Genomic DNA, 12,291 nt, shown 5'->3' with positions numbered 1-12,291 from the left:
GGCGCCCCCCTCTGTCCTGCCGGACATCTCCCCCTCCAGGGGGGAGATTGGATGTCATCGATCCTTTCGCCAATTTTTGGCGTTGAAAAGAAGGCGCAAGGGCTGAAGCTGCAAATCTCCCCCCTCGAGGGGGAGATGGCCGGCAGGCCAGAGGGGGGCGCTGCCCCGCCAGCCTGTCACCGCGTGGCATCTCTCTGATGGCCAAATCCCGGGTCCAATTCATCTGCCAGAGTTGCGGATCGGTGCATCAGCGCTGGGCCGGCAAATGCGATGCCTGCGGCGAGTGGAACACGCTGGTCGAGGAAGGCACGTCCGGCGGCATCGGCTCAGGACCAGCCAACACGCGCAACGCCCGCAAGGGCCGCGCGGTGGTGCTGACCACGCTGTCCGGCGACATCGAGGATGCGCCGCGCATCATTTCGGGCATCGGCGAACTCGACCGCGCCACCGGCGGCGGGTTCGTGCGCGGCTCCGCGCTGCTGGTCGGCGGCGATCCCGGCATCGGCAAATCGACGCTGCTCACCCAGGCGGCCGCGGCACTGGCGTCAAAGGGCCACCGCATCGTCTATGTCTCGGGCGAAGAGGCGGTCGCGCAGATCAGGCTGCGGGCGCAGCGGCTTGGCGTCGCCTCTTCTCCGGTGGAACTTGCCGCCGAGACCAATGTCGAGGACATCCTGGCGACGATCGCCGACGGCAAGCGGCCTGATCTCGTCATCCTGGATTCGATCCAGACGCTGTGGACCGACCTTGCCGATTCGGCACCGGGCACCGTCACACAGGTGCGCGCCGCCGCCCAGGCGATGATCCGCTATGCGAAATCCACGGGTGCTGCGATCGTGCTGGTCGGCCATGTCACGAAGGAAGGCCAGATCGCCGGGCCGCGCGTCGTCGAGCATATGGTCGACGCCGTGCTCTACTTCGAAGGCGAAGGCGGCCACCACTACCGCATCCTGCGTACGGTGAAGAACCGTTTTGGACCGACCGACGAGATCGGCGTCTTCGAAATGTCGGACAAGGGCCTGCGCGAGGTTGCCAATCCGTCCGAGCTTTTCCTTGGCGAGCGCCATGCAAAATCGCCCGGGGCCGCGGTTTTCGCCGGCATGGAGGGGACAAGGCCGGTGCTGGTCGAGATCCAGGCACTGGTCGCACCCTCCTCGCTCGGCACGCCGCGCCGCGCCGTCGTCGGCTGGGACGGCGCCCGGCTGTCTATGATCCTGGCAGTTCTCGAAGCCCATTGCGGGGTGCGCTTCGGCAGCCACGATGTCTATCTCAACGTCGCCGGAGGCTACCGGATTTCGGAGCCCGCGGCCGATCTGGCAGTGGCGGCCGCCCTGGTTTCCTCGCTCACCGGTCTTGCCCTTCCCGCCGATTGCGTCTATTTCGGCGAAATCAGCCTTTCGGGCGCCGTGAGGCCGGTTGCGCATGCGCAACAGCGCCTCAAGGAAGCCGAAAAGCTGGGTTTTGGAAGTGCGGTTCTGCCCTCGGGCAGCGGGGAACTGGCCGGGGGGATCGGGGCCGGTTCTTTCCAGCCGACCGAGCTTGCCGACCTCGTGGCACGCATAGCCGGCTCACGCCGAAGCCGCGTGGACGAAGAAGATTAGAGCATCGGACCTAGAGCCCGATGTTCCGCGCTATAATGCGGCTCATGGAGTGGGGCGAAAGACATGCCGATTACGCTGCTTGACGGAATTCTCGTCGGCTTCACTCTGGTCTCGGCGATGCTCGCCATGGTTCGCGGCTTTTCGCGTGAAGTCCTGTCCGTCGTCTCCTGGGCAGCGGCGGCAGCGGCGGCGTTCTTCTTCTACAAGCCGGTTGTGCCTTACCTCGCGCCCTACATTGAGAATGAAAAGATCGCCATGGCGGCCGCCGCCGGCGTCGTCTTCATCATCGCGCTGATCGTCGTCTCGGTCATCACCATGAAGCTGGCCGACTGGATCATCGATTCCCGGATCGGCGCGCTCGACCGTACGCTCGGTTTCCTCTACGGCGCCGCGCGCGGCATCCTGGTCGTCGCCGTCGCACTGCTGTTCTTCAACTGGCTGGCTGGCGCCAAGGCACCGGCCTGGGTCACGGAGGCCAAGTCGCGACCGCTGCTGGAGCAGATCGGCGCCAAGCTCGAAAGCCTGCTGCCCGAGGATCCGGAAAACGCGATTCTCAAGAAGCTCAATCCGAATCAGCCGGCCGCCGAGACGCCAGCTGCTCCGGACGCACCGGCTGCGGATGCTCCGGCAGGCGGCGACGATGCCAACACACCAGCGCCTGACGACAATGACGCAACACCTCCGGCCAACAACGCTCCGGCACCGGCGGCACCGGCAAACTGACGCCGAAAACGGCGTCAGGATCTGACGATGGTGTGAACGACCGCACGGCCCGCGTTGCTTTCGGCGCGAACCCGCATTATATGGCGATTTTAGCGGAGCTTAAGATGGCAGACGCAGACGACGTGCTTTCCGCCGAGGCCGACGACCATTTCCACGACGAATGCGGTGTGTTCGGCATTTTCGGCCGGCAGGACGCGGCGGCCATCGTTACATTGGGCCTGCATGCGCTGCAGCATCGCGGCCAGGAAGCGGCCGGCATCGTTTCCTATGACGGCAGCCAGTTCCATGTCGAACGCCATGTCGGCCTGATCGGCGACACCTTCACGAAGCAGCGCGTCATCGACAGCCTGCAAGGCAACCGCGCCATCGGCCATACGCGCTACGCCACCACCGGCGGCGCCGGCATGCGCAACATCCAGCCCTTTTTCGCCGAATTGGCCGATGGCGGCTTCGCCGTCGCCCACAACGGCAATCTGACCAACGCCATGACCGTGCAGCGCGCGCTGCAGAAGCAAGGCGCGATCTTCTCCTCCACCTCCGATACCGAGACGCTTTTGCACCTCGTCGCCACCAGCAAGGAGCGCGATTTGAACTCGCGTTTCATCGATGCGGTGCGGCAGGTCGAGGGCGCTTTCTCGCTGGTGGCGATGACGGCCAAGAAGATGATCGGTTGCCGCGATCCGCTCGGCATCCGTCCGCTGGTGCTCGGCGATCTCGACGGCGCCTGGATCCTGGCCTCCGAAACCTGCGCGCTCGACATCATCGGCGCGCGTTTCGTTCGCGACCTGAAGCCCGGCGAGATGGTCGTCGTCACCTCCAAAGGCATCGAGAGCCTGTTCCCCTTCGAACCGCAGAAGACCCGCTTCTGCATCTTCGAATATGTCTATTTCGCGCGGCCGGATTCCTCGGTCGAAGGCCGCAACGTCTATGAGGTGCGCAAGCGCATCGGCGCCGAGTTGGCGGTCGAAAGCCCGGTCGAGGCGGACATCGTCGTGCCGGTGCCGGATTCGGGCACGCCGGCGGCGATCGGCTTCAGCCAGGCCGCAGGCATTCCCTTCGAGCTCGGCATCATCCGCAATCATTATGTCGGCCGCACCTTCATACAGCCGGGCGATTCGATCCGCCACATGGGCGTCAAGCTGAAGCACAATGCCAACCGCCGCATGATCGAGGGCAAGCGCGTGGTGCTGGTCGACGACAGCATCGTGCGCGGCACCACCAGCCAGAAGATCGTGCAGATGGTGCGCGACGCCGGCGCCAAGGAGGTGCATATGCGCATCGCCTCACCGCCGACACGCGCCTCCTGTTTCTACGGTGTCGACACGCCGGAGAAATCGAAGCTCCTGGCATCGCGCATGTCGATCGAGGAGATGGCCGAGTTCATTCGCGTCGATTCGCTCGGCTTCCTCACCATTGACGGGCTCTACCGCGCGGTCGGCGAGGCCAGCCGCGATAACGACCAGCCGCAATTCTGCGATGCCTGCTTCACCGGCCAGTATCCAACCCGCCTGCTCGACTTCGAAGGCCACGACAATGTGCGCACGCTGTCGCTGCTGGCGACGAGCGGGACGTAGGCCGGACCGCCATCAGCGTTAGTCAAATTCCCGGAATCCATCGCATGACCCTCGACCTTTCCGACCGCGTTGCGGTCGTCACCGGCGCCTCGCGCGGCATCGGCTATTTCATTGCCAAGGAATTGGCTGCCGCCGGCGCGCATGTCATTGCGGTGGCGCGCACTGTCGGAGGACTGGAAGAGCTCGACGACCAGATCAAAGCGGCCGGCGGCCAGGCGACACTGGTGCCGCTCGACCTCGCCGACATGGCCGGCATCGACCGCCTGGGCGGCGCCATCCACGAACGCTGGGGCAAGCTCGACATTCTCGTCGCCAATGCCGGCGTGCTCGGCGTCATCTCGCCGATCGGTCATGTCGAAGCAAAAACCTTCGAGAAGGTGATGACCATCAACGTCACCTCGACCTGGCGGCTGATCCGCTCCGTCGACCCCCTGCTGCGGCTCTCCGACGCTGGACGAGCGATCATCCTGTCTTCCAACGCAGCGCACTCGGCGCGTGCCTTCTGGGCACCCTACGCGGCGTCCAAGGCCGCGGTGGAGACGATGATGCGCTCCTGGGCGCATGAGACGCAGAGCCTGCCGCTCCGGGTCAATGCCGCCGACCCCGGCGCCACCCGCACCGCCATGCGTGCCCAAGCAGTGCCGGGCGAAGATCCCGAGACGTTGCCGCATCCCTCCGAGATCGCCAAACGCATCGTGCCGCTGGCCAGCCCGGACCTGAAAGAGACCGGATTGATCTTTCAGGCCAAGCACAATCGGTTCGTCGCCTATCGCCAGCCGGAATAAAACTTGAGCCTTTTTTGACGCATGTCGGTTTTCCAAAAACCGCTGCACACTTTTAGGCGACATGCGTAGGGATTAAACAGGCCTCCGGCAACGTTTCTTCTGATGTAACCCGTCGAAGACCAACCGGAGGACCGACATGCGTAAACTGCTTCTCGCCACCGCCGCCACCCTGATCGCAGCCGCGGGCGCCGCTTACTCGCAAGATGCCAAGATGAGCTTCTTCGTCACCAGTGTCGGTTCCAGCAAGGGTGCCGACCTCGGCGGCCTCAAGGGCGCCGACGCGCATTGCGCGTCGCTGGCGGAAGCCGCCGGCGTCACCGGCAAGAGTTGGGCCGCCTATCTGTCGACCAGCGACACCGACGCCCGTGACCGCATCGGCAAGGGGCCATGGATGAACGCAAAGGGCGTCAAGATCGCCGACGATGTTGCCTCGTTGCACAGCGATGCCAACGGCATCACCAAGCAGACGGCGCTCAACGAGAAAGGCGAAGCGGTCAACGGCCGCGGCGACACGCCGAACCGCCACGACGTGCTGACCGGCTCCAAGCCCGACGGCACCAAAATCGCCGACCAGACCTGCGGCGACTGGACGATGAGCGGGGCGGAAGGCGCCGCGATGATGGGCCATCATGACCGCACGGGCCTCGACGATTCGGCAGCGGCCAAATCCTGGAATTCCTCGCACGCCTCGCGCGGCGGCTGCAGCCAGGAGGCGCTGAAGGGCACAGGGGGCGATGGCTTGTTCTATTGTTTTGCCACCAACTGAGCCGATTGCGCTTCCAAATCGGGCTGGGAAACCCCCGTCACATCACGCGGCTGTGATGTGACGGCGGGAAGCTGTGCGGCGGTCATGCTTTCGTCATTTCCATGGAGTTGGTAGGGTCACAGCGACTCCCACAACAAGCGCCCAACTGGCAGAACAAGGAAATCCCCATGGCTACGACCGCAGCAGCGTTGGTCTGGTATCTGGTAATCGCCGGCCCGCAAGGCGGCATGGTCGTGCTGCCCAGCACCTTCGACAAACGCGAACAGTGCACCGCCGCCATCACCGAATATCAGAAGCAGCCGACACCGGCCGGCTGGTCAGTGCAATGCGTGCCGAGCGCCTCGCCCTTCACTGACGAGGGAGACGCCGAAGAACCGTCGGCGCAGTAAGCATCAGCGGCGTGCGCTCACCGTCAGCTCCGGCTTCTGGCTGATGGTCTGGAACACCACGCAATAACGCTCGGTCAGCTTCAGCAGCGAGTCTACCCGCTCCTGCGGCTCAGCGGTGTCGAGGTTGAAATTGAGCCGGATGGCGCGAAAGCCGACCGGTGCATCCTTGGCGACACCGAGCGTGCCGCGAAAATCGAGATCGCCTTCGGCCTCCACCGTGGCGGCGCCGAGCTTGAACTCGAGCGCCGTCGCCACCGCCTTGAGCGTCACCCCGGCGCAGGCGACCAACGCCTCCAGCAGCATGTCGCCCGAGCAGAGTTCAAGCCCTGAGCCGCCTGTTGCCGGATGCAAGCCGGCGATGGCGAGCGCCCTGCCCGTCTCCACCTTGCAGGCAACCGACTGGTCATCGATCGAGCCCTTGGCGCGAAGCGTGATCAGAGCCTGCGAAGCATCGTCACGGTAGGCCTGCTTCAGCGGCGCCTGCATGGCCTTCAGTTCGGTCGCATCCATCCGCTTTTCCCCTTTCGTCGACTGCTTGCGTCACCGGCATACGCCGTCCGGTCGAGATTTGCGCCGATCACCGTGGCAAGGCAATGCCGTTCCGCAACAGGAGACAGCGGTCAACACCGATATCCCAAATGGGACATTGACGGACAAGGTCCCAAAAACGTCTGATCCGGGCAAGTCATCACTCCATTTCCCGGCGGTCCCAAGATGCCCCGTACCCTCTCGACAAGGCCGAAACAGGATGGGTTTCGCGCGCCCGGCGAATTCGAACCAAAGTCAGGCTGCTGGCTGATCTGGCCGGAGCGGCCGGACACCTGGCGCCTCGGCGCCAAGCCCGCGCAAAAGCTGTTCGTGGATGTCGCCGCGGCGATCGCGCAAAGCGAGCCAGTGACGGTGGCGGCCTCCGCTCGCCAGTGGCAGAATGCCCGAGCGCGATTGCCCGGCCATGTGCGTGTCGTGGAGATGTCCACCAACGATTCCTGGTTGCGCGACAGCGGTCCCAATTTCGTCGTCAACGATCAAGGCGGCGTGCGTGGCGTCGATTGGATCTTCAACGCCTATGGCGGTTTTGACGGCGGCCTCTACGCGCCATGGGACCTCGATGATCTGGCAGCGCAAAAAGTGCTCGAAATCGAGAACATGGATCGCTACCGCGCACCGCTGATCGCCGAGGGCGGCGGGTTGCAATGCGACGGCCAGGGCACCCTCATCACGACGGAGCAATGCCTGCTCAACCGAAATCGCAACGCTCATCTCGGCAAGGCCGAGGTGGAACCGCAGCTTGGTGACTATCTCGGCGTCGACACCGTCATCTGGCTGCCGCGTGGCCTTGCCTTCGACGAAACCGACGGCCATGTCGATGACGTCTGCTGCTTCGTGCGTCCCGGCGTGGTCGTGCTGAGCTGGACCGACAATCGGGAGGACCCGCAATACGAGATTGTGCGAGAAGCCGAAGAGGTGCTGCGTTCGGCCCGTGATGCGCGTGGCCGCGCACTGGAGATCCACCGGCTGCCGCATCCCCTGCCGATCGAGATGACGCCGGAAGAAAGCGAGAGCGTGGACCGGCTGGATTCGACCTGGGCGCGACCGGCCGGAAACCGGATCGCGGCGAGCTACATCAACTACTATCCGGGCAACAGCGTCGTGGTGGTACCGCAGTTCGGCTGCGATCTCGATGTGAAGGCCAAGCAGACGCTGGCCGAGCTGTTTCCCGACCACAAGATAGTCGGCATCGAAAACTCACGCGAGATCCTGCTGGGCGGCGGCAATGTCGCCTGCATCACCTTGCCGGTCTATGCCCCGCAGCGACGCTGAGGGACGACGCATGCCGAAAACAGATAGCGAAAACGGAGGACATTTATGCGCGCTCTGATCTTCTCAACCCTGCTTGCCTGCGGCGTCTGCGCAAATGCGGCTTCGGCTGACGAGGAAAAGATCGTCAACGTCTACAACTGGTCCGACTACATCGCGCCGGACACCGCCGAGAAATTCGAGAAGGAAACGGGCATCAAGGTTCGCTACGATGTCTATGACGGCAACGAGGTACTTGAAACCAAGCTGCTCACCGGCGGCTCGGGATATGACGTGGTCTACCCGTCAGCCTATCCGTTCCTGAAGAACCAGGTGAAGGCGGGGGCGTTCCTGGAACTCGACAAATCGAAGCTTGCCAACCATTCGAAGATCGATCCGCAGGCCCTGGCGCTGATCGCAGGCGCCGACCCGCAGAACCTGCATGCCGTGCCCTATATGGCCGTCACCGACGGCATTGGCTACAACGTCGCCGCCGTGAAACAGAGGCTGCCGGACGCGCCGACGGATTCCTTCGCCATGGTCTTCGACGTGGACGTGGTCAAGAAGCTCTCCGATTGCGGCGTGGCCATGATCGATGCGCCGGCTGAAGTCATCCCGATGGCGATGAACTATCTTCACATCGACCCCAAATCGACCAGTCCCGACGACCTCGCCAAGGTCGAGAACCTGATGGGCAAGGTGCGGCCCTACATCCGCTATTTCCATTCGTCGAAATACATCAACGACCTCGCCAACGGCGACATCTGCGTGGTGTTGGGCTGGTCGGGCGACATACTTCAGGCAAGGACCCGTGCGGCGGAATCCGTGAAGAAGCTGGAGATCGCCTATTCCATCCCCAGAGAAGGCACGCTCATCAACTTCGATACGATGGTGGTGCCGAAAGATGCGCCGCATCCCGACAACGCCCAGGCCTGGATCAACTTCAATCTGCGGCCCGATATCGCCGCGGCCAATTCCAGCTATGTCTCCTATGCCAATGCGATACCGGAATCCCTGCCGCTGATGGACAAGGCGATAGCCAGCGATCCCGGCGTCTTTCCGCCTGATGCCGTGAAGGCCAAGCTGTTCGTGGTCGACAACAACGACCCAAAGCTGCTGCGATCACAAAACCGCATGTGGACGCGCATCGTGACGGGGCAATAGCGCCGGCGTAAGCCGTCAGGCTCAAGCGGCTTCGCGGAAGGCCGCCAGCAGCTCGACCTGGGAGTGCACGCTGAGCTTGCGGTAGATCTGCTTGATGTGGTTGCGGACGGTGCCGGGCGAGACGGCGAGGCTTCGCGAAATCGTCTTGGCGTTGCCACCCTCGACCAGATGCCGCGCAACCTCGGCCTCGCGCCTGCTCAGCCGCGAGCGTCCGTCACCGATTGCGGCGCCCTTGTCCCGGGAGTGGCACAGATGAAGCAATCTTTGCAGAATGAGCCTCGTCGCGCTGCTTGCCGCGTAAGCCATCTCCAGATCCTGATCGCCAAAGGCCGGTGCCCCGTTTCGCCGCAGGAAGGTGACATAGCCAGCGGTCAGCCCGTCGAGATTGAACACGCCGGTGATCTCGTCGAAACTGTCGGAAGGGCCGAAGAATTCGCGATAGTAGGGGGTACGCTGGAAGTCGCCATTGCGGAGTGCCGACAGCGGCAACAGGAAATCCTGTCTTGTGCTGGCGAACCTCTGGAAGAAGGGATCCTGGCGATACAGTCGTGCATCGTAGTCGCGGTTCCAGCGATCGGGGCCGGCATCGTCGATGGTCAGGGATGTGATGTCTCGACGGTAGAAGCCGACATAGGCGCGGTCGGAGCCAAGCAGTCCGCTCGCCGCCGCTGTGAAGCGAGCGGACAATTCTTCGGGCGTTGCAGCCATGGCCGCGGCGGCGACACCACCGCTCCAGTGTCCAAACCGATCGAGAGAGATGTTCGACTGCATTCCGGCTCACATTAGCGCAAGCCGTTGCAGGTTCAAGACAGCCATTTCCTTTGACTTCGATCCTCTCGGCCATACCTATGCGGGAGTCGTTCTCGCGGAGCCATCATGCTGGTCAAGCTGAAACTGATCTTCCTCATCCTGCCGATGCTTGCCGTCCTGGCGCAGCCCGTCCTGGCTGAAACGGCGGAGCGGCCGGCACCTGCGGGCGGTGTGCTGTCCCTGCTGCCGCCGCCGCAGACCACCAACCATTCGATCACACTGGCCGGGCGCAAGCTGGATTACCAGGCAAAGGCAGCGACCCTGTCGCTGCTGTCGGGCAACGGCGACGTCACGGCGGAGATCTTCTACGTCGCCTACACGCTGGAGCCGCTGGCGAGCGTGGCCAAAGACCCGCAGCGGCCGATCACCTTCGTGTTCAATGGCGGCCCTGGAGCAGCGTCCGCCTATCTGCATCTCGGCGCACTCGGTCCACGGATAATCGCGACGGGAGCCGATGGCGAACTCCTGCCCTCACCGCAAAGACTGATCGACAATCCGGACAGCTGGCTCGACATGACGGATCTCGTCTTCGTCGATCCGGTGGGGACCGGCTACAGCCGCGAGGCACCGGGGCAGGACACGCGCGATTTCTGGGGCGTCAACCAGGATGCCAGCTCGATTGGCGCCTTCATCCGGCTCTATCTCGCGCAGAACGGTCGCACCGGGTCGCCGCTGTTCCTCGCCGGCGAAAGCTATGGCGGGTTCCGCGCGGCGCTGCTCGCCAGGACATTGCAGGAAGATATCGGCATCAGTCCGAACGGCATCGTGCTGATCTCGCCAGCGCTGGAGTTCACGCTGGTGCAGCCCGACGAATTCGAGCCGCTGCATTGGGCGCTCGAACTGCCGTCACTGGCGGCGGTGCGGCTACGCACCGAAGGCGTCAGCGGCGATGCATTGCGGGAGAAGCTGGCCGAAGTCGAACATTATGCGATGGGCGATTACCTTACGGCAATCACCAGCGGACTGGAGCAAGGCAGGCGGCTGGCGAGCCAGCGCGTCGCTGAGATGACCGGCCTGCCACTCGATTTGGTGCAACGGAACTCCGCTCGCATCCCCACCAGCCTGTTCGCAAGGGAGTTCGCCCGTGCCAGCGGCAAGGTGCTCAGCCCCTATGACGCCACGATCGGCACAGCCGATATCGCGCCTGAGAGCGCCCGCATCGCCGGCCCGGATCCGGTGCTCGACCGCAGCGTGCCGGCGCTGACGTCGGCTTTCGTCGGCTACATCCGTGACGAATTGAATTTCCGCACCGATGTCAGCTATCGGCTGCTCAATGGCGAAATCAGCCACAAATGGGATTACGGGACCAGCGCCTCGCGGCAAGGCTATGCCGGAGTGATGGACGATCTGCAGCGCGCACGCTCACTGAACCCTTCGCTTGGTGTCGTGATCGTCAACGGCTACACCGACCTGGTCACGCCTTACCTCGCCTCGCGCTACCTGGTGAACCAAATCCCATCGCTCGCCGATGCCAAGCCTATCCGTCTCGATGTCGTCGAGGGCGGGCACATGATGTATTTCAGGTCCGACGGCCGACGCGCGCTGAAAGAAGCCGCTTCGGAGCTCTACCAGGCGACGCAGTAGGCTTGGCGACAGTGCAGCTCGGCATGGCCCCCTGCCCCAACATAACCAGCGGGCTGGCGTAGCGCCGCAGCGATTTTCGCCCTTATAGCTTGGTGCCGAGGGAACTGAATTCACAGCTCCTCGTGTCGCTCCTCACAGCATTCTGCCGCTCCGGCAATTTGGTCCCACGCGCCTTATGGCCGATATCGCCATTCTCGAAACACGCGAGCGGGTGCTTGCAGGCATCCTGCTGACCGGTGCGGCCTATTTGCTGTTTTCGACACAGGATGCCTCGATCAAGCTGTTGGTCGTCGGCATGAGCGTCTGGCAGATCATGTTCTTCCGCAGCATTGCCATTCTGGGCGCGTGCGCGGCGATCGGCGGACGACAGTTGTTTGCCGACACGATGCGCTCGCCGATCGTGCGGCCGATGCTGGTGCGCAGTGCCTTCACGCTTGCTGCGTGGCTGTGTTACTACAACGCCGCGCGCAGCCTGCAGCTCGCCGAGCTGACCACCGTCTATTATGCGGCCCCGATCATCGTCACAGTGCTTTCAGTGTTCCTGCTCGGCGAAAAGGTGCCGATGCTGCGCTGGCTGGCGGTGCTGATCGGCTTTGCCGGCGTGTTCGTCGCTTGCGATCCGACCCATCTCGGCCTGTCCGTGCCGGTGCTGCTGGTGCTGGCGGCGGCCTTCTTGTGGGGCATCGCCATCGTGCTCTTGCGCAAGACCGCCCTTGCCGAGCGCTCGATGATCCAGCTCCTGCTCAACAATTTCTATTTCCTGCTGTTTTCGGCGGTGCCGGCATTGTTGTTGTGGCGGACACCGGACGGGGCTCAGTTACTGCTCCTTGCCAGCGTCGGCGCACTCGGCGGCCTGGCACAATATCTTCTGTTCGAAGGCATGAAGCGCACGCCGGCTTCAGTCCTCGCGCCGCTGGAATACACTTCGCTGTTGTGGGCATTCGCACTCGGCTTTGCCATCTGGGGCGACGTGCCGCGTCGCGAGGTGTTCCTGGGCGCTGCGCTGATCGTCGCCGCCGGCCTGTTGATCGTCGGCACCGAGCATTTCCGCAAACGGCTATGATGTGCATGGCCATGATTGCTGACACTACGATGTCA

The 12,291-nt window shown here is 63.6% G+C and carries 12 protein-coding genes; 10 read left to right on the top strand and 2 right to left on the bottom strand.

Annotated features, from left to right (window positions below; genetic code table 11):
- The first annotated feature begins 197 nt into the window (after positions 1 to 197).
- From radA to AC0L3E_RS12780, 6 genes are all read left to right on the top strand, one after another.
- Positions 198 to 1,601 carry a DNA repair protein RadA gene (gene radA, locus AC0L3E_RS12805; RefSeq protein WP_013532526.1) on the top strand — a complete coding sequence of 468 codons (1,404 nt, stop codon included), beginning with the start codon at positions 198 to 200 and terminating at the stop codon, positions 1,599 to 1,601.
- Between the two features lie 63 nt (positions 1,602 to 1,664).
- Positions 1,665 to 2,324, top strand: a complete 660-nt coding sequence (locus tag AC0L3E_RS12800; RefSeq protein WP_127332160.1) for a CvpA family protein — start codon at positions 1,665 to 1,667, stop codon at positions 2,322 to 2,324.
- A 104-nt stretch (positions 2,325 to 2,428) separates the two neighbouring features.
- Complete coding sequence (gene purF, locus AC0L3E_RS12795; protein ID WP_013532528.1) at positions 2,429 to 3,898, top strand: amidophosphoribosyltransferase; 1,470 nt, start codon at positions 2,429 to 2,431, stop codon at positions 3,896 to 3,898.
- 44 nt (positions 3,899 to 3,942) lie between these two features.
- Positions 3,943 to 4,683: an SDR family NAD(P)-dependent oxidoreductase gene (locus tag AC0L3E_RS12790; RefSeq protein ID WP_127397307.1), complete on the top strand. Its 741-nt coding sequence runs from the start codon at positions 3,943 to 3,945 to the stop codon at positions 4,681 to 4,683.
- Positions 4,684 to 4,819: 136 nt separating this feature from the next.
- The gene (locus tag AC0L3E_RS12785) at positions 4,820 to 5,449 is read left to right on the top strand and encodes a hypothetical protein (RefSeq protein WP_128309061.1); all 630 of its coding nucleotides are present in this window, start codon (positions 4,820 to 4,822) and stop codon (positions 5,447 to 5,449) included.
- 167 nt (positions 5,450 to 5,616) lie between these two features.
- Positions 5,617 to 5,838 (top strand): hypothetical protein, encoded by a 222-nt coding sequence (locus AC0L3E_RS12780; protein ID WP_013532531.1) that lies wholly within the window; start codon positions 5,617 to 5,619, stop codon positions 5,836 to 5,838.
- 3 nt (positions 5,839 to 5,841) lie between these two features.
- Here AC0L3E_RS12780 and AC0L3E_RS12775 read toward each other — a convergent pair whose 3' ends face one another.
- Positions 5,842 to 6,348, bottom strand: coding sequence for an OsmC family protein (locus AC0L3E_RS12775; RefSeq protein WP_127269953.1), 507 nt, complete (start codon positions 6,346 to 6,348; stop codon positions 5,842 to 5,844).
- 204 nt (positions 6,349 to 6,552) lie between these two features.
- Between AC0L3E_RS12775 and aguA the strand changes: the two genes are divergently transcribed.
- Positions 6,553 to 7,659, top strand: coding sequence for an agmatine deiminase (aguA, locus tag AC0L3E_RS12770; protein WP_128309060.1), 1,107 nt, complete (start codon positions 6,553 to 6,555; stop codon positions 7,657 to 7,659).
- 45 nt (positions 7,660 to 7,704) lie between these two features.
- Complete coding sequence (locus AC0L3E_RS12765; RefSeq protein WP_473604890.1) at positions 7,705 to 8,799, top strand: polyamine ABC transporter substrate-binding protein; 1,095 nt, start codon at positions 7,705 to 7,707, stop codon at positions 8,797 to 8,799.
- Positions 8,800 to 8,820: 21 nt separating this feature from the next.
- Here the strand turns inward: AC0L3E_RS12765 and AC0L3E_RS12760 are convergent, their stop codons facing one another.
- A complete protein-coding gene (locus AC0L3E_RS12760) occupies positions 8,821 to 9,570 on the bottom strand; it encodes a helix-turn-helix transcriptional regulator (RefSeq protein WP_128309059.1) in 750 nt (249 codons plus the stop codon).
- 105 nt (positions 9,571 to 9,675) lie between these two features.
- Here AC0L3E_RS12760 and AC0L3E_RS12755 point away from each other — a divergent pair, with 105 nt between their 5' ends.
- Positions 9,676 to 11,193 (top strand): S10 family peptidase, encoded by a 1,518-nt coding sequence (locus tag AC0L3E_RS12755; protein WP_128309058.1) that lies wholly within the window; start codon positions 9,676 to 9,678, stop codon positions 11,191 to 11,193.
- A gap of 175 nt (positions 11,194 to 11,368) precedes the next feature.
- Complete coding sequence (locus AC0L3E_RS12750) at positions 11,369 to 12,256, top strand: DMT family transporter (protein WP_127321134.1); 888 nt, start codon at positions 11,369 to 11,371, stop codon at positions 12,254 to 12,256.
- Positions 12,257 to 12,291: the final 35 nt, after the last annotated feature.

Source organism: Mesorhizobium sp. WSM4822 (assembly GCF_055811155.1).
This window is presented reverse-complemented; position numbering and strand designations above follow the sequence as displayed.